Source organism: Sporosarcina psychrophila, assembly GCF_001590685.1.
Taxonomy (GTDB): domain Bacteria; phylum Bacillota; class Bacilli; order Bacillales_A; family Planococcaceae; genus Sporosarcina; species Sporosarcina psychrophila.
This window is the reverse complement of the sequence record NZ_CP014616.1, coordinates 531,064-547,500: the sequence shown is the minus strand read 5'-3', so window position 1 is coordinate 547,500 and position 16,437 is coordinate 531,064. Positions and strand designations below refer to the sequence as shown.

Below are 16,437 nucleotides of genomic sequence, written 5' to 3'. Positions count from 1 at the left end.
TCTTATTATAAACAGAGTTTCTCATTTCGTCAACACTTTTTCATCAATTAATTTTAAGTATTATTGAGAACACGATTAGAGTGCGGTTTGCAGGTCCTCACCGTGTCCTCAACAATCATTTTACAGCTTGCACTACCACAATTTGCCCTGCACATTTCCCACATCTATATTTTCTAACGTCCATCCTTCTTCTCCGGTTATAAAGTAGCTTACATGATGTACACTCATATACATAGATAGAATAGGTCTTCTTATTCTTCTCAGTTAGTGGTCGGCAAAACCTTGGGGAAGAAGTGCGCTTTAGCAACTCTCTAAAATCTGCATCGCGATGACGGTAACCTCTTCCTTCTATATGAAGATGGTAATGACAGAGTTCATGTTTGATTACACCAACCAACTCTTCAGTTCCATACAACTCCAAAACCAACGGATTAATTTCGATCGAATGATTTGAAAGTATATAGCGACCGCCTGTTGTTCTTAGTCTACTATTAAACCGAGCAATATGAAGGAATGACTTTCCGAATGCTTCTAAAGAAACACTTTCAATAAGCTCCTTCAATTCTTCATCCGTCATAGCCACCCCTCCTTTAGTCGTCATTTTGCAGTCGGCGGTAACATCGTCAGCGAAATACGTCCTTTTCCTTTATCTACACCTTCCACCCACACAGTTACAATATCTCCCGAAGAAACGACGTCTAGTGGATGTTTTACATATCCTTTTTTCAATTTCGAGATATGAACGAGACCATCTTCCTTTACACCGATATCCACAAAGGCACCGAAGTCCACAACATTTCGAACGGTTCCTTGCATTTCAAGACCTTCATATAGATCCTTCATGTCGAGTACATCTGCTTTTAATAGTGGTTGCGGATAATCATCACGCGGGTCCCGATTTGGTCTTTGAAGTATTTCGATAATATCTTTCAATGTCACTTCCCCAACATCTAACCTAATCGCTAAAGCTTTGATGTCAAGTGCAGACAATGCATCCCCAGTTTCTTTCTTACCGAGCAACTTCTTGCTTGCATTCGCTTCTTCTAGTATTTGTTCCGCCAATTGATAACTTTCGGGGTGAATCCCCGTCGAATCAAACGGATCTTTTGCATCAGGTACCCGTAAGAAACCAATCGCTTGTTCATAAGTCTTCGCTCCGAGGCGGGGTACTTTCTTCAATTGATTGCGCTTCGTAAACAATCCATTCTCTTCCCGCGATTTCACAATATTTTCCGCGACGGTTTTGGACAGCCCTGCCACATATTGAAGTAGCGAGGATGATGCAGTGTTAACATCTACTCCTACCCGGTTCACAGCTGTTTCAACTACGAATGATAGTGATTCGGAAAGACGTTTTTTAGCTACGTCATGTTGGTATTGTCCAACACCAACTGAGCCTGGATCAATTTTCACAAGCTCAGATAACGGATCCTGTAAACGCCTTGCTATCGAAACCGCACTCCGCTGTTCAACTTGAAGATCAGGGAACTCATCCCGCGCTTGAGCCGAAGCTGAATAAACACTGGCACCCGCTTCATTTACAATGACATACGAAACACCTGCTTGTGCTTCTTTTATACATTCAACTATGAACAATTCCGATTCACGCGAAGCTGTTCCGTTACCTATTGCAATGATTGTGATCGGATACTTTTTCAGTAACTCCAAAATAGCACGCTTCGATTTTTCCTTTTCCATTTTGGGTTGATGCGGATAAATTACGGATATTTCAAGTAATTTCCCTGTTTCATCAACTATGGCAAGTTTACACCCTGTCCGGAAGGCCGGATCAAGACCTAATACCACTTTCCCTTTCAATGGAGGTTGTAGGAGAAGACTTTTCAAGTTTTCCGAAAACACATGGATTGCTTGCTCTTCGGCCTTTTCAGTAAGCGCCGCCCTAATTTCCCGTTCAATAGATGGAGCAATCAATCGTTTAAATGCATCTTCAATCGCTTCTTTTACATGTGGTGCAGAAGGCGAATGTGATTTACGAATCAACTCACGCTCAAGTCCTCCGATAATTCGTTCACTCGGGAAAGAAATACCGACACGTAACACATCTTCTTTTTCACCGCGGTTTAATGCAAGAACACGGTGTGGAACGATTTTTTTCAAAGGCTCTTCATACTCATAGTAATTTTCGAAAACGTCACGCTTGTCCTCTGCCCCCTTGCGGACTGCAGAAACAATCATCCCATCTGACCACGCTAACTTTCGTATGTTTTCCCGTATTGCGGCATCATCCGCAAATTGTTCAGCTACAATGTCCCGAGCTCCAGCCAATGCGTCTTCAAGCGTATTTACGCCAATTTCTTCATTTAAGAAAGGCAAAGCAAGATCTTCCGGTGAATTTCCCGAAAACTCCATCAGTTTTTTCGCCAGTGGTTCAAGACCACTTTCAATTGCAATCATGGCACGTGTCCGTCTTTTTTGTTTGAAAGGTCTGTACAAGTCCTCAATTCTTTGCAAAACGGTAGCGCTTTCAATTGATTTCCTCAAATCGTCATCCAGTTTACCTTGTTCATCGATAAGACGAATCACTTCTTCTTTGCGCTGTTCAAGACCTTTCACATAACTATAAGCATCTTCAACCGCTTTAATTTGCACTTCGTCCAACGAACCAGTTTCTTCTTTTCGATACCGCGCGATAAATGGGACAGTATTTCCTTGGTCAAGTAATGCGATTACCTTTTCAGCTTGATGTATACTGACGGCCGCTTTCTCAGCTGTAGCCTCAACAATATGCTTCATCAATAAAACCACCCTTCCTTCTATAGATTCATTTTAACATAAGAAAAGCGCAAGGCGCCTTCTAGACGCGACAGGCATAAGTCGAGCCAGCGACGTGGCGCTCTTTGCCACATAGCTGGATTGCTTATGACCCCGAGCGGCTGGCGGCTGAAGCTAGACACTATTCTAAGTCAAAAAAACGTATACTTTCTTACCTGCGAACAAAAGCACAAGCGCCTGTTCTGTGGCGACAGGCATAAGGCGGGCTGGCGAAGCGGTGTTCTTTGCCGCACAGCCGGACCGACTTATGACCCGAGCCTCTAGGCGCTGGAGTCTGGACGTAAACAAAAGCGCAAGGCGCCTATCTAGATGGGAAATCTCCATATTGCATTCTATCCGCAATCCAAGACTTTATAATTTCCCGCAATAAAAAAGCCCACCTCCAACTCACAGAAGTAGGCTTCCAGCTATAAATGTTGCATCGTCACCGTGTTCAATTGAAGCCAGCACTTTTTGATATAGCTCACAAGGTCCCGAACTTTCCTTCAATGAAGCTTTCGGGCTTCTAAGTATGACGCCATCTGAATGGAGGAAAAATAGGTCTCCCTTTTCATAGTTGTATTGTTGCGTTTTTAACTTTTGCGGTCTCCCTGAAAGATAGCCCATTACCGGTAAAGGATAAATCATCTTATCGCAATCATGAAGCATATAAAAACGGACATTGCCAACACAACTATACTGAATTGTTTTTTGCTTGTAATCGACTTTGACGATAGCTACTGCCGCACCACGCTTTTGCACCATATGTTCATTACAGCGGCTAAGTAATTCGTCTATTGACTCATGATGATATTCTTTCAACACTTTAGGAAGAATTTGAGAAGATTGGCGTGCAATCGGTCCATTACCTAATCCATCCGCAATTGCGCAGATGAAATAGTCTTCCTCCGCATGGATAAAATAAGAGTCACCACATTCTCGATTTCCAAACTTCGCTTCCTGATAAACATACGCTTCAACATGCTCAGTTATTATCGAATCCACTATAACGCACCACCAGCCGACAATATTGCTTCCTGTAACTTCTTAATCGCTTTGCGTTGTAATCTTGAAACATGCATTTGAGAAATACCGAGTCGTTCTCCGGTTTCTTTTTGGCTCAGTTGTTCAATATATGTATACTGGATGATTTGTTTTTCACGTTCCGATAATACATTTAGAGCATTCGCAACAACCATACGTTGATCTGTTTTCTCAAAGCCACCATCAGTCTCACCAACAATATCGAATAGTGTTATCGTACCCCCTTCGGAATCAGCATCAAGAGTATGATCCATTGAGAGTGCTTGATAACTTCTCCCCATCTCCATCGCTTCGAGGACCACTTCTTCTTCTACATCAAGGTATTCCGCAATTTCACTAACAAGAGGAGAACGTTGCATTTCTATTGTTAACGTTTCGACAGCTGCCTTGATTTTTGGTCCCAGTTCTTTTATACGGCGTGGAACATGTATTGCCCATGTCTTATCGCGGAGAAAACGCTTAATTTCACCGATGACCGTTGGCACCGCGAACGCTTCAAAGCTTCTCCCGTATTCTGGATTATACCTACGTATCGCTCCAAGAAGTCCTAGCATGCCGACCTGAGCAATATCTTCATGAAAGGACTTACCGTTGGAGTACTTTCGTGCGATTGATTGTATGAGACGTTCATAGTGCAGAACCAAATTTGTCTGCGCCTCATCATCATTGGTTTCTTGATAACGTTTAATCCATTCGAGGACTTCTAGCTTCGTTCCATTTCCACGGAGAGATGGTTCGCTTCCTCCTGCTTGAGAAAGGGATTGTTCTTCCGTTTTAGATTCAAGAGGAGATGGTTCTTTCGACATCGACATCCTCATCCCCCCGCTCTCCACCGAGATATTTAGTCATAAAGACTGTCACACCCTCCTCATGAAGCACTTTTACATCATCCATCAGTGTCTCCATTAAATAGAGGCCTAGTCCGCCTTCACGAAGAAATTGAACTTCTTCCTGTTCATTGTATGGTCCTACGCGTTTCTTCGTTTCCTCAAAATCAAAACTTTTCCCATGATCCGCGACCATAATTTCTAATTTGTCCACAAAAAGAGCACAACCAACTACAACTTCCCCTTCATCATCCTCTTTATATGCATGCTGAACTGCATTAGTAATCGCTTCGCTCGAGGCAATCTTTAAATCTTCAATTTCATCATAAGTAAAACCAAGTCGGCTTGCCAGTCCTGAAATCGCGAGTCGAGCAACTCCAACATATTGTGCTTTTGCGGGAACCTTGATTTCAATATAATCATACGGTTGCATCTCTGTCCCTACTTTCTTCCATTACGATATCCATAACTTCAGCTAAACCAGTTATTTCGAATAATCTTTTTAAACGAGTGTTTACACCAACTATCTTCACATGCCCTCCATTAGCCTTGACAGCTTTATAGAACCCGACAAAAATACCAAGCCCAGTGCTGTCCATATATCCAACTTCAGATAAGTCTAATTCAGCTTGCATGTTTTCCACATTTTCTGCTGATGCAAGACACTCTTTTAATTTCGGTGCTGTAAACGCATCAATTTCGCCAACAATTTTAAATCGTTGAACACTATTTTCTTCCACTAAGTCGACTTGCAAATTCATAATTACACCCCGAATTTCTTTTTTTAAAATAGCATAGTAGAGATACATATACCCTTTTCATAAAATCTTAAACCTTATCGTTCTCTTTTTTAAAAATAACAATCGTAAAATCATCGCGTAAATGAAAGTTTTGGAGATACGCTAGCCTTTGGTATACTGTATCAGCAATTGTTTGTGCAGGTTCGTCTTTCACTTCCGACAAGATCAATTTGATGACTTCATCATCTATGAAACCAGTATCCGTTCTTACTTCGGTAACACCATCCGTCATCATCGCGATAAAGTCGCCTTCTTCCAGAAGGACTGATTTCTCTTCATAGACGACATTTGGATGAACACCAAGGAGAAGTCCTTTTGCATGAAGTTCCGTAAATTCCCCCGTCGCCGCCTTATACAGGAGGGCAGGTTCATGTCCCGCGGTAGCATATGAAAAACTAGAGTCCCTTGCATCATACTTTCCATAAAACATAGAAATGAACATCGAATCATCTACACTTTTTTCCACAATCCTGTTAACAATATCAAGGACATTCCTCGGACTTGTATTTTCGTTCTGCAAACCGTCCATTCCAAACTTGATCATTGACATGCAAAGTGCCGCCGGAATCCCTTTTCCGATAACATCAGCTACAGCCACACCTGCTTCGTAACTATTATCATTCAGGAAATAAATATAGTCCCCGCTCATTTGCTTAGCCGGCTCTGTTACAAATCCAATATCAAGCTCTTTAAAATCTGGTTTCCTCGTTTTCAGAAGCGTATCTTGTACTTTTGCCGCTACATTCATTTCAATCTGAATTTCTTCCTGTTTTTGAATGAGACTCTGATGCTCCCTAAGCGCAAGCCCGTAATGAATCATCATTTCAATCAAAAAGTCAAACGAGTGCCATAGTTTTTCCGGCATATCCGGCAAGACTTCAGTGAGTGCTGTTTTATGGATACTGATAACGTCTTCGGGCGATATATCCTTTTCTATGAATCGCCTGCTAAATTGTTGTCCTACATAAAGATCTTCTTCATTTTGTCCATCTACATATTGCTTCAATATTTCTTTATACTGCTTCCCAACTTCCAGAGGCATCCATCATCATCTCCTCATCGGAGCCATTTTGTAGTAGTGATCGTTGTTCCTACTCCAGGCTCCGTGTCCACTTTAAATTCATCCATAAGCCTTCTAACGCCCGGCATACCTGCACCAAGTCCTCCAGAAGTCGAGTATCCGTCTTCCATCACCTTACGCATGTCCGAAATTCCCGGGCCATTATCCGAAGCTATAATCGTAATTCCGTACAGGTCATTTTCAGACAACCGCTTTATTTCTATCTTACCTTTTCCAGCGTATAAATAGATATTACGTGCTAATTCACTAATTGCCGTTGTGATACGTGCCTGATCGACCGTACCGAAGCCGGACTTCTTCGCTTCATTCCGGCCCAACTGGCGGGCAGCAACAATGTCCCACTCCGTGTATATGTCTACAGAAGACCAGTACTCCATTGTTAGGCCTCCAATTCTTTACGCAGTTTGTCCAATCCGTTTTCGAGATCGAGTGCCGTCAAAACATTCTCCAAACGAATCCCAAGTTCGATAAGCGTAATTGCAACGGCAGGCTGAATACCAGTAATGACGACTTTCGCCCCCATTAAACCAGACATACTGATAACATCTCCCAACACTTTTGCAATAAAAGAATCGATGAAATCAATTGGTGTCAAATCAATCACAACACCTCTTGCCGTCGTTTCATGCATCTTCCTCAATAAATCCTCTTGAAACTGGAGGGCCGTCTGATCGTCAAGTTCCCATTGAACAGAAACAATTAATGTGTCATTTAATTTCAAAATTGGAATTCTCATATTCATGATTGTTCAACCTCCACTACTGTCCGGTTCGTCAGTCCAAGTGCCTCCTGCATTCCGCGCTGCAACGTGCTAGTTGTTGTGAAATCATTCAAGTTAATACCAAGCGTAACGATGGTTTGGGCAATTTCCGGCCGAATTCCAACCAGCATACATTTTGCTCCGACAAGACGGACTGCATCCGCCGCCTGAATGATATGATGGGCGACCATTGTATCCACGACTGGTACACCGGTAATATCAAGAAGTACTACTTCGGCGCGCTGCTTTACTACACCTTCCAGTAAGTTTTCCATAATTAATTTTGCCCGCTCGGTATCGATCGTACCGACAAGCGGCATTACTGATATCTTTTCGAAAACCGGTATCAATGAAGCCGACAGTTCCTGCAAGGCGATTTTCTGCAAACTGACGGTCCGTTCCCATTCCACGGAATAGGCTTCTATGATACTTTCGCGTAAAGGCAAAATCCAATTATCGAAAAGTGTCATATAAAACCGTAAATTACTTTGTTCAATAACCCCTTTTTCCTCCAATAATTCGAAAACAATTTTCGAAAAGTTATCAATCGCTTTATTTACAAATTTAATAGACCAACCAAACCGGACAACCTTCACAGTAAATTCCTTCAACTTCTCAGTATTGACAATGTCTTGTTCATAAATATTCGATGTCATCAGTGCCGCAAACTCACTACTCGTCTTTTCTACAAGTTGTTCAGGCATGAAATGAAAAAACTTCTCTCCCTTTTCATCCTTCATTAGTAATTGCCATCGTTCAATAATTTCATTAATATTTTCGTTTACGCCTTCCACCAGTTGAATACTCATAATTGTTCCAATAAGCCTCCTTGTGAATTCCAAATTTACGTATCTTCATTGTAACGAAAAGAGTGATGCAATACACTCTTTTTGTCATATTACTTAGGTAACGGAAAAGTGACTGCAATGAAAAGAACACCACAGAAACGAATCCATGGTGTTTTTTCTTATATGTATGCTCAGAATTTGATGAGGCCGAAACTTACTTCGAGCGCTTCATCGACCTGTTCCATCAAAAATTCATCTAGATGCGTAATCTTATCTGTAAGCCTCGACTTGTCGATTGTGCGGACCTGCTCGAGCAGAATAACCGAATCCCGCTCGAAGCCGTATCGTACCGCATCAATTTCAACATGTGTAGGCAATTTCGCTTTTTGAATTTGCGCAGTGATTGCCGCAATAATTACCGTCGGACTAAACCGATTTCCAATATCATTTTGGATGACAAGGACCGGTCTCGTACCTCCCTGTTCAGAACCAACAACAGGCGACAGATCTGCAAAAAAGACGTCTCCACGTTTTATTGCCAACTTTTCATCCTCCGCTTACGAGACGTTCTACCGTATGCTGGGCTTCAAATTCCACATGCAAGCATTCCGTGGCGATTCTAAGGTTGATTTGCGACATTTCGAGATAACCGTTCATCATCTCTTCCCTGATCGTATCCGATTCATAGTCAGTTACATATCGCTTTGTCGAAATATAAACGAAATCACCACGGTCCAGTTCCTGATGAACGACCGTATGTTCATTTTCATTCAGCATCCGTTTCGGAATTTTAACAATAACTTCTTTAAAGTTTTTATTTGCACGCAACGTTAGCACCTCCGACAAAACCGTTCCCTCATTTCAATACAAGTCCATCTTACCATTGTATACCGACAATGAGAAGACACGAAAGGAATTTTATTGACAGGATTCTGCAAAGCTGCTAGGTTTTTTTGTCGAATGTGCGAATATTATATATTCTGTCCATCTTTCCCTGTGTATATTCTCGGTACTCGCTTCGCAATGGAAACAGCAATTTCATATGGAATCGTGCCGAGTCGCTCCGCCCACTCCTCCATCGTAACTTCTTCTTTATCTTGACGACCTATTAGAACAACTTTTTCGCCAACCGCCAGTTCTCGCGGAAGCTTCACCATGCATTGATCCATGCAGATGGTTCCAATAATAGGCATTCGTTCTCCATCAATGAGTACTTCCTGTCCGCGCAGACCACGTCTCAAACCATCTGCATAACCAATCGGGATTGTGCCGATCCATTCTGCACTCGAAGTTACATAGGTACCGCCATAACTGATTCGATTGCCCACCTCCAACAACTTTACATAAGCAAGTTCGCTTTCGATTCGCAATGATCTTTCAAGACGAAACGGCAATTTCCCTCCTACATATTCCGAAGGCGCGATGCCATAAAGTCCGATTCCGAAACGGACTGCATCAAGCGCATATTCGGGATAGAGGAGGGACGCCGCGCTATTCGATGCGTGAACAAGTCGTGGTTTTTCCGACAGCGTCTGCACTAACCTCATGAACTTAATAAATTGTTCTTCTGTGTTTTCAGTGTTTTCTTCATCAGCACAAGCGAAGTGTGTGAAGATACCGTCCAGTAGCACTTGTTTAGTACTATTTACGACCGACATAAGGGACCGAAGCGCCCCCTCATCTCTCAATCCGATTCTACCCATTCCACTGTCAATCTTTACATGAATCTTCAATTGTTGCATGAATTTTTCGCTAACGTCTAATGCCGATTGCAACCACTCAGCACTCGAAACGGTTAGTATAATCCCCAATTCGGCTGCTTTTTCAGCAAATACAAGCGGTGACGGTCCCATGACAAGAATGTCCCCACTAATACCAGCCATTCGGAGTCGTATCGCCTCGGCAGGTGTTGCCACCGAGACCATTTCTGCACCAGCTTCAAAAGCAGCTTGAGCCACTTCAACTTCACCGTGGCCGTAACCGTCTGCTTTCACAACTGCAATTACTGCGGTTTCACTTCCCAAATAATCTTTTAAATTCCGAACATTGGCCCGAATCGCAGCTAGATCGACGATGGCTTGTGTTGGCCGATAATGAATAGAGTCTTCCATAACAATCCCTCATTTGTACTGTAGTACTCTCCATTATCCATCCCTTGCCCTTTCTTCGTCAACCTTAGTTATATTATTTCATCCCCTCCACTTGCATCGATCCTGCTACTTCAATCAGTTCATCTTGCGTCAAATTATCGGATGCGATGAAGAATGAAACGCCTCCACTTTCCCAACGAATCGAATTTTCCGTAAGGGCTGCAACAGTAAATCCAAGATCGACAGGATCACCTTCAATGGAGACTGCCATTTTATTTTCCGCTCTAACTGCTGGTTCTTGAACAATAATGAACTCTTTCTCTCCTCCAAAAGTCATGAATGTTCGTGTACCGCTATCCATTTTCACGATTTCTTCATCAACAAGAGTGCCATCCGCCCAAGCTACTGACGGATAATACGTTGAGAGTCCTGTTGCTTCATCATCCGCGGCTGGTTCAGTTTCTTTACCTGTATTCGTCTCATCCATATCTACTTTGTAATCGCCAGCTTTTCGTTCGACGCCAAGTGTAATCTTATTGAACGTAATGCGAATCTTCTCCACCTTGTTTTCATCCAGTACGGAGACATACGTTGGTAGCAATGTCTTTTTGTCAATATGGATCTGCTGGGTTGGCAAAACCTTCTTATGGTTATTTCTCGTGGCCGTTTCAAAGACGTACGTTTTCTCTTTTTCCGTCATTGTCGCATTTTTATCAGCTTTAATATCTTCCGACAACGCACCTATTAAATACGCCTGGCTATTTTGAGAAGGCCAGTCACTTTGGAACTTGTAGGTCTTACCGAGTGATGGGGTAACAACAAAAACACCTTCTTTATTACGAACAATCATCTGGGAATCCTTACTTCCTGCCTGCGTTACATTAACGCGATAGAAAGACGGCTTCGTATGCCAAACAGCGACCTCATATGAACGCGGTTCGGCTCCAGTCTTAATTTCCATGGTCGCTTGCAAATCATACCCCTTCGCTTCATTCCACTTTCCACTGAGTTTCTTCATGACATCCTCTTTCGACGGCGACCCACATGCCGCAAGGACTACCATGACTACAACTAACAAAAGAGCAACTATTCGGCTACGCATACAGTTCATCCTTTCTCATTTCAATCGGGTAGGTCATCTTATGAGGAAGGACGAACAATTATGCAAGAAGGATAACTTGAGCTGCTGCTACGGTTCGCGTATGAGTTATAGATATGAAACCAGTGATTGAATCTCCTTTGAAAAACACAGTCGGTTTGCCACTCAGTTCAGGCAATATGCTGATATCCAAGAAACTACACTGCGTGCCAATTCCTGTTCCTTTCGCTTTAGCAAACGCTTCTTTCCCAGCAAAACGACCCGCAAGGAATTCTATTCGCCGATTAGTCGTGTGCGATTCGTAAATTTCCAGCTCTTCCATAGTTAAAATGCGCATACGGAATTTCGGAGACCTAGCATCCAACTTGGCGATTCTATCCAATTCGACGATATCAAGCCCAATTCCTGCAATCAAAATAATTCCTCCTTCCAAAGTTTGCAAAAAAATCGTCGACACCTTGATCAAGCACTGGAGCCTAGACGATAAAATATGTATAATGAAGTCATAGATTGAGGTGAATACATGTTTAGCCGTACAGAAAGCTTCTCGCAATACATCCGCCTCTATCCGGTGGTGACGTTTTTCCTTGCTTTGAATATCCTTATTTATCTCGTGACGATCATCCCGGTTATCGGGACACAAGTATTATACGCCGGCGTCGGCGTCAACTTCCTTATCTCCGACGGGGAATGGTGGAGACTTCTAACACCGATGTTCCTTCACGGTGGTATCATGCATCTACTGTTTAATATGTTCTCTCTTTTCATTTTCGGACCTGAACTTGAGAAAATCGCAGGTAAGGCACGCTTCCTGACAATATATATGCTATCGGGCATTTTCGCTAATATTGCCACATTTTTCCTACAAGCCCCTAACTATCAAAGTCTCGGCGCAAGTGGTGCAGTTTTTGGGATTCTCGGAGCATTTGGAGCACTTGTCTATTATACGAAGCATATCTTACCGCAGCTAAGACAGATTATCCTTCCAATTATTGTTATCAGCATAGTTATGACCTATGTCCAGCCCAACATTAATGCGACCGCCCATATTGCGGGGTTAATCGTCGGATTTTTAATAGGACTTAGCTATTTTCATCCCAAACGGATCGTCAGTTGGAAAAGTAAAAAAAGATAAAGAAAACGCCGGAGTCTAGACACCGCTCCAGGTGAAAAACTTATCTTTAGTTAAAAGAGCAGGGTTATCCCTGCTCTTTTTTGTACCTATTGAAAGCGAATCAAGCATCCTTCGAATTCTTCTCATACCACGAAAGCAGCTTCTCGGCTTCTGACTCTTCCATATGATGTACTTGTGCACTAAAAGTACTCATACCAGATTTGATGTTAGTGGCTAATGTGGCTACACTTTTTCGTTTGTGGAAGTAGTTTTGTTTCATTTCCATCGATTGAATTCTTTTTTTCATCAAGAAAGCGGTCTGAAGGCTAAGGTTCCTGAATCGCATCGTCAGCTGATTACCCGATATCCCGTAAGCAGCCGATCGATGTTGCCATAATCCGAATAGGACAATGACCGGTACGATGAGAAGTGACAACAACCCGTATGGAAAGAAAAAGTATGTCAATGCGCCGATCGCAGGAATCATCCATAGGAAATCGCTACGATAGAAAAAGCGCTTGCCGCGTGCTGGCAGTTTTTCCGTCGGTTCATCAAGTATAAGATCCGGGAATATCTCTTTCAATGGTCCATAGATATCCGCTTTTTTTACCAAAGGAAATAAATTTATTTTCGCCCCTTCCGCTCCGCCTCCTCCCGCACTATCAATTGCGACAGCAGCGTAGCCGAATAGTTGCCTAAAAGGATTCTCAATAATACGTACGCTTTGAACCCTGTTCAGCGGCACTGTCATCCGTTTTTTCTCAAGTAGACCGCGCGTAATAACGATGTCTTCTTTTTCAAGTGAAACAGTAAAACCGTAATATGCCAGGAATGTCATGGCAACCGATATCCCCCACACAAAAACGAATCCTAAAAACACAGCAATTGCAACGATAAGAAGACCGAACTTGATGAAGCCTGAAATCTCTTCATACATCCATTGAAACGGTATCATCTCCGCAAACTGCGATAAGAAGATCCCCACGCCCGAAAGAATAATTCCAATCCCACCTGATGTAGTCGCTAGGATAAGCAGACCTTTCGATGACATTGTAAAAACTGATTTCCTTTGCGGTTCTTCCACTGCTTGAATTATTTCTGGCAGTTCTCCATTTTCCAGCAAAGTTTCCTTCTTACCACTTTTCGCCTGCGCTATTTCCATTTCAATTCTACTTGCCGCCTCTTTCGTAATCGCGGTCAATTCTGCCTCCGACTTTTTCGAAGAGGAGCTACCTGCTGTCTCCACTTTCACTTTGACAAGTTTGAAAGGTCGGTGCAAAATCCCTTCCGTATAATCGAGGCTTTGAATTCGGTCAAACGGAATATAGCGTTTCTTTTTCACAAATAACCCATATTCGATTCGAAGTTCATTATCTTCAAACCAGTATTCAAAACGTTTCCACTTAATAATACCTGTGATGAAAAAAGCGATAATGAGGACTCCGAAAATGATGAAGGATAAGTAATCTAAATACCATTTCCCAGATCCCACATCATTCAGTCCATTCGCAAAAACGAGGACAATAATCGGTAATATCGCATCTTTCGCTGTCTTCAATACTTCAATAATGGCTGTAATCCAGTGTAATTTATAGCGTGTCTCAGACATCTTCTTCCGCCACCCTTGCAAGCGCTGATATCCTGCTCCGAAGTTCATCCGCCTCTTCCATCACAAGAGCAGGTATTGTATGATTCGTCGCCGCCGTGGAAATCGTGATTTCCGCCAAGTTATATTTTCGTAAAATCGGTCCTTGCGCGGTGTCTACGTGCTGAACACGCACCATTGGAATCAACGTCCGTTTGACGATAAAAATACCATGTTGCAGCTCAATTTCTGATTCACGCACTTCATAGCGCCATCGCATCCATTTAACTTTGGGAAATAAATAAATGAAAAAGTACGCGAATAGGATTACGACAACCGCAGCCACCGCATATATCCACCATGGACCTTCAAATATATAAGCCAATACCCCCGCGGCAATTGCTACAAGTAAAAGGAATCCTGTTTCCATAATGCCGTATAATCTCCATACCTTTAATCCTTTTTCCGATATACGATTCACCGGTTGTTCTCTCATATGAACACCTCTTCCTCTCTACTTATTCTATACGATTAAGAGCGCGAAATGTTTCATTTTGATGGATTGTTGCTAAGAGGGTTGAGGGAGTGTTGTTTAGTTTTCGCGTAGTGTTGTTTAGTTTGGAGATTGCGTTGCATACCTTGAGCTATATGTTGTCTAGTTCAGACGAAACGTTGCTTTGTCGTGTGGATGTTGCTTAGTTTCGGCTTTGTGTTATTTAGTTCAGAGACTTCGTTGCATACCTCGGACTTGGTGTTGCCTAGTCCTCACATTCCCCTTCGAACTTTATTGTATACAAAAAAAGATCCGGGTAAGCGCTCATTGCGCTATCCGGATCTTTTAAAGGTTCATTATTAACGATCTGATTTAGTAGTACGTGAACGACTGCCGCTGTCTCTTCTAGCTCCGTCACGGCTACCGCTTGGTGCGTTGCCGCCACTTCCGCCACTACGACGAGCTCCGCCGCCATAACCACGTCCGCCGCCACCGCTTGATGGACGTCCGCCGCTACGGTTACCTTTATAACCACCGCCGCCGCCGCGAGAATTTCCGCGTGATGGTAATGGACGCTCTTCCGAAATAGATACAGGTGTATCATTCGGTTCGCGAGTTAATGAACGAAGTGCTGCTGCAACTAGATCTTTAGCTTCAAATTTCTCAAGCAAATCAGCTGCAAGATGTGTATAATCACTCAATTCATTTTTAGTAACAATTTCAGTAAGTTGTTCCACAGCCACACGTTGCTGACCAAGAATTGCTTCGTCAGAAGATGGTGGGTTCAATGGAGTCATTTGTTTTTTAGTTGTTTCTTCTACAATACGAAGGTAACCCATTTCACGTGGTGTTACGAATGTAATTGCTACTCCACTTTTCCCTGCGCGTCCTGTACGACCAATACGGTGAACATAGCTTTCAGGATCTTGTGGAATATCGAAGTTGTAAACGTGTGTTACGCCTGAAATATCGAGTCCACGTGCCGCAACGTCAGTTGCAACAAGGATATCAACTTTACCTTCTTTGAATTGCTTAAGGACAGACATCCGTTTCGCTTGAGTCAAGTCGCCGTGAATTCCTTCAGCAATGTATCCGCGGATACCTAGTGCCTGAGATAGTTCGTCAACGCGACGTTTTGTACGACCAAAGATGATTGCAAGTTCAGGTTGTTGAACATTTAGAAGACGTGAAAGGATATCAAACTTTTCGCGTTCTTGTGATTTAACGAAGAACTGTTCGATATTTTCAACAGTCATTTCTTTAGACTTGATTTTAACCATTTCCGGGTTTTTCATGAACGTTTCTGCAATTTTGCGGATTGGTCCAGGCATAGTAGCCGAGAATAGAAGTGTTTGGCGCTCAGCCGGTACACTCGCAAGAATTGTGTTGATGTCTTCGATGAAGCCCATGTTCAACATTTCATCTGCTTCGTCAAGTACAAGTGTTTGTACGCCGTCTAATTTCAATGTTTTACGTTTGATATGGTCAAGAATACGTCCTGGCGTACCAACGATGATTTGTGGGTTATTGCGCAATGCACGGATCTGACGTCCAATTTCTTGTCCACCGTAAACAGAAAGAATGCGTACACGTTTGTCAGCACCAATTCTGTAGATTTCTTCAGAAACCTGAATAGCCAATTCGCGTGTTGGAGCAATTACAAGTGCCTGTACTGCAGTGTTTCTGATATCAACCTTTTCAATGATTGGAATACCAAATGCAGCTGTTTTACCAGTACCAGTTTGTGCCTGGCCGATAACGTCGCGACCTTCCATACCAAAACGGACAGTACCTTCTTGGATTGGCGTTGCTTCTTCAAACCCCATTTTAGCTAGCGCGCGTTGTGTTGATTCACTGATATTTAATTCTGAAAAATTAGTCAAACTTATCAATCTCCTTTGTTTTTTCATTTGACAATTGGTTACATTTGCAAATGAAGGCACGGCAAATTCGAGCCTGTTAAAAGGGAACGTTTCCGATATTT

19 protein-coding genes are annotated in these 16,437 nt (G+C 42.7%); 1 reads left to right on the top strand and 18 read right to left on the bottom strand.

What is annotated here, in order from left to right; all coding sequences use genetic code 11:
* Positions 1 to 115 precede the first annotated feature (115 nt).
* From AZE41_RS02650 to acpS, 15 genes are all read right to left on the bottom strand, one after another.
* A complete protein-coding gene (locus AZE41_RS02650) occupies positions 116 to 577 on the bottom strand; it encodes a SprT family protein (protein ID WP_067205335.1) in 462 nt (153 codons plus the stop codon).
* Positions 578 to 597: 20 nt separating this feature from the next.
* Positions 598 to 2,754, bottom strand: a complete 2,157-nt coding sequence (locus AZE41_RS02645; protein WP_067205332.1) for a Tex family protein — start codon at positions 2,752 to 2,754, stop codon at positions 598 to 600.
* Between the two features lie 426 nt (positions 2,755 to 3,180).
* The gene (locus tag AZE41_RS02640) at positions 3,181 to 3,777 is read right to left on the bottom strand and encodes a PP2C family serine/threonine-protein phosphatase (protein WP_067205329.1); all 597 of its coding nucleotides are present in this window, start codon (positions 3,775 to 3,777) and stop codon (positions 3,181 to 3,183) included.
* Entirely contained in the window at positions 3,777 to 4,622 is an 846-nt protein-coding gene (gene sigB / locus AZE41_RS02635; RefSeq protein ID WP_082786790.1) for an RNA polymerase sigma factor SigB, read from the bottom strand. Before sigB ends, AZE41_RS02640 begins: the two co-directional genes overlap by 1 nt.
* Positions 4,597 to 5,076, bottom strand: a complete 480-nt coding sequence (gene rsbW, locus AZE41_RS02630; RefSeq protein WP_067205326.1) for an anti-sigma B factor RsbW — start codon at positions 5,074 to 5,076, stop codon at positions 4,597 to 4,599. Before rsbW ends, sigB begins: the two co-directional genes overlap by 26 nt.
* Positions 5,063 to 5,404 carry an STAS domain-containing protein gene (locus tag AZE41_RS02625; protein ID WP_067213812.1) on the bottom strand — a complete coding sequence of 114 codons (342 nt, stop codon included), beginning with the start codon at positions 5,402 to 5,404 and terminating at the stop codon, positions 5,063 to 5,065. The genes rsbW and AZE41_RS02625 overlap by 14 nt, the downstream gene beginning before the upstream one ends.
* 67 nt (positions 5,405 to 5,471) lie before the next feature.
* Positions 5,472 to 6,485 carry a PP2C family protein-serine/threonine phosphatase gene (locus AZE41_RS02620; RefSeq protein WP_067205324.1) on the bottom strand — a complete coding sequence of 338 codons (1,014 nt, stop codon included), beginning with the start codon at positions 6,483 to 6,485 and terminating at the stop codon, positions 5,472 to 5,474.
* Positions 6,486 to 6,499: 14 nt separating this feature from the next.
* Positions 6,500 to 6,901, bottom strand: a complete 402-nt coding sequence (locus AZE41_RS02615; protein ID WP_067205322.1) for an anti-sigma regulatory factor — start codon at positions 6,899 to 6,901, stop codon at positions 6,500 to 6,502.
* Positions 6,902 to 6,903: 2 nt separating this feature from the next.
* Positions 6,904 to 7,266: an STAS domain-containing protein gene (locus tag AZE41_RS02610; RefSeq protein ID WP_067205320.1), complete on the bottom strand. Its 363-nt coding sequence runs from the start codon at positions 7,264 to 7,266 to the stop codon at positions 6,904 to 6,906.
* Positions 7,263 to 8,093, bottom strand: coding sequence for an STAS domain-containing protein (locus AZE41_RS02605; protein ID WP_067205318.1), 831 nt, complete (start codon positions 8,091 to 8,093; stop codon positions 7,263 to 7,265). Before AZE41_RS02605 ends, AZE41_RS02610 begins: the two co-directional genes overlap by 4 nt.
* Positions 8,094 to 8,263: 170 nt before the next feature.
* Positions 8,264 to 8,614: a type II toxin-antitoxin system PemK/MazF family toxin gene (locus tag AZE41_RS02600; RefSeq protein WP_067205315.1), complete on the bottom strand. Its 351-nt coding sequence runs from the start codon at positions 8,612 to 8,614 to the stop codon at positions 8,264 to 8,266.
* A gap of 4 nt (positions 8,615 to 8,618) precedes the next feature.
* A complete protein-coding gene (locus tag AZE41_RS02595) occupies positions 8,619 to 8,909 on the bottom strand; it encodes a transcriptional regulator (RefSeq protein ID WP_231885814.1) in 291 nt (96 codons plus the stop codon).
* Positions 8,910 to 9,043: 134 nt separating this feature from the next.
* Positions 9,044 to 10,183: an alanine racemase gene (gene alr / locus AZE41_RS02590; RefSeq protein WP_067205310.1), complete on the bottom strand. Its 1,140-nt coding sequence runs from the start codon at positions 10,181 to 10,183 to the stop codon at positions 9,044 to 9,046.
* A gap of 73 nt (positions 10,184 to 10,256) precedes the next feature.
* Positions 10,257 to 11,264, bottom strand: coding sequence for a LolA family protein (locus tag AZE41_RS02585; protein WP_067205307.1), 1,008 nt, complete (start codon positions 11,262 to 11,264; stop codon positions 10,257 to 10,259).
* A 58-nt stretch (positions 11,265 to 11,322) separates the two neighbouring features.
* Entirely contained in the window at positions 11,323 to 11,676 is a 354-nt protein-coding gene (gene acpS, locus AZE41_RS02580; RefSeq protein WP_067205304.1) for a holo-ACP synthase, read from the bottom strand.
* A 108-nt stretch (positions 11,677 to 11,784) separates the two neighbouring features.
* On the opposite strand from acpS, the gene AZE41_RS02575 reads away from it, so the two are divergent.
* Positions 11,785 to 12,396, top strand: coding sequence for a rhomboid family intramembrane serine protease (locus AZE41_RS02575; RefSeq protein ID WP_067205301.1), 612 nt, complete (start codon positions 11,785 to 11,787; stop codon positions 12,394 to 12,396).
* 100 nt (positions 12,397 to 12,496) lie between these two features.
* On the opposite strand, the gene AZE41_RS02570 is transcribed toward AZE41_RS02575, so the two are convergent.
* The 3 genes from AZE41_RS02570 to cshA all read right to left on the bottom strand — a co-directional run bounded on the left by AZE41_RS02570 (position 12,497) and on the right by cshA (position 16,336).
* Positions 12,497 to 13,984: a PH domain-containing protein gene (locus AZE41_RS02570; RefSeq protein WP_067205298.1), complete on the bottom strand. Its 1,488-nt coding sequence runs from the start codon at positions 13,982 to 13,984 to the stop codon at positions 12,497 to 12,499.
* The gene (locus tag AZE41_RS02565; protein ID WP_067205295.1) at positions 13,977 to 14,456 is read right to left on the bottom strand and encodes a PH domain-containing protein; all 480 of its coding nucleotides are present in this window, start codon (positions 14,454 to 14,456) and stop codon (positions 13,977 to 13,979) included. Before AZE41_RS02565 ends, AZE41_RS02570 begins: the two co-directional genes overlap by 8 nt.
* A gap of 356 nt (positions 14,457 to 14,812) precedes the next feature.
* Positions 14,813 to 16,336, bottom strand: a complete 1,524-nt coding sequence (cshA, locus tag AZE41_RS02560) for a degradosome RNA helicase CshA (protein ID WP_067205292.1) — start codon at positions 16,334 to 16,336, stop codon at positions 14,813 to 14,815.
* Between the last annotated feature and the right edge of the window lie 101 nt (positions 16,337 to 16,437).

What these genes read in the sequence shown, in the direction of transcription:
- AZE41_RS02645 (WP_067205332.1), bottom strand. Translation starts at nt 2,754, where the DNA reads ATGAAGCATATTGTTGAGGCTACAGCTGAGAAAGCGGCCGTCAGTATA.
- AZE41_RS02605 (WP_067205318.1), bottom strand. Translation starts at nt 8,093, where the DNA reads ATGAGTATTCAACTGGTGGAAGGCGTAAACGAAAATATTAATGAAATT.
- AZE41_RS02625 (WP_067213812.1), bottom strand. Translation starts at nt 5,404, where the DNA reads ATGAATTTGCAAGTCGACTTAGTGGAAGAAAATAGTGTTCAACGATTT.
- AZE41_RS02565 (WP_067205295.1), bottom strand. Translation starts at nt 14,456, where the DNA reads ATGAGAGAACAACCGGTGAATCGTATATCGGAAAAAGGATTAAAGGTA.
- rsbW (WP_067205326.1), bottom strand. Translation starts at nt 5,076, where the DNA reads ATGCAACCGTATGATTATATTGAAATCAAGGTTCCCGCAAAAGCACAA.
- AZE41_RS02570 (WP_067205298.1), bottom strand. Translation starts at nt 13,984, where the DNA reads ATGTCTGAGACACGCTATAAATTACACTGGATTACAGCCATTATTGAA.
- AZE41_RS02620 (WP_067205324.1), bottom strand. Translation starts at nt 6,485, where the DNA reads ATGCCTCTGGAAGTTGGGAAGCAGTATAAAGAAATATTGAAGCAATAT.
- sigB (WP_082786790.1), bottom strand. Translation starts at nt 4,622, where the DNA reads ATGTCGAAAGAACCATCTCCTCTTGAATCTAAAACGGAAGAACAATCC.
- AZE41_RS02585 (WP_067205307.1), bottom strand. Translation starts at nt 11,264, where the DNA reads ATGCGTAGCCGAATAGTTGCTCTTTTGTTAGTTGTAGTCATGGTAGTC.
- AZE41_RS02650 (WP_067205335.1), bottom strand. Translation starts at nt 577, where the DNA reads ATGACGGATGAAGAATTGAAGGAGCTTATTGAAAGTGTTTCTTTAGAA.
- AZE41_RS02615 (WP_067205322.1), bottom strand. Translation starts at nt 6,901, where the DNA reads ATGGAGTACTGGTCTTCTGTAGACATATACACGGAGTGGGACATTGTT.
- AZE41_RS02610 (WP_067205320.1), bottom strand. Translation starts at nt 7,266, where the DNA reads ATGAATATGAGAATTCCAATTTTGAAATTAAATGACACATTAATTGTT.
- alr (WP_067205310.1), bottom strand. Translation starts at nt 10,183, where the DNA reads ATGGAAGACTCTATTCATTATCGGCCAACACAAGCCATCGTCGATCTA.
- AZE41_RS02575 (WP_067205301.1), top strand. Translation starts at nt 11,785, where the DNA reads ATGTTTAGCCGTACAGAAAGCTTCTCGCAATACATCCGCCTCTATCCG.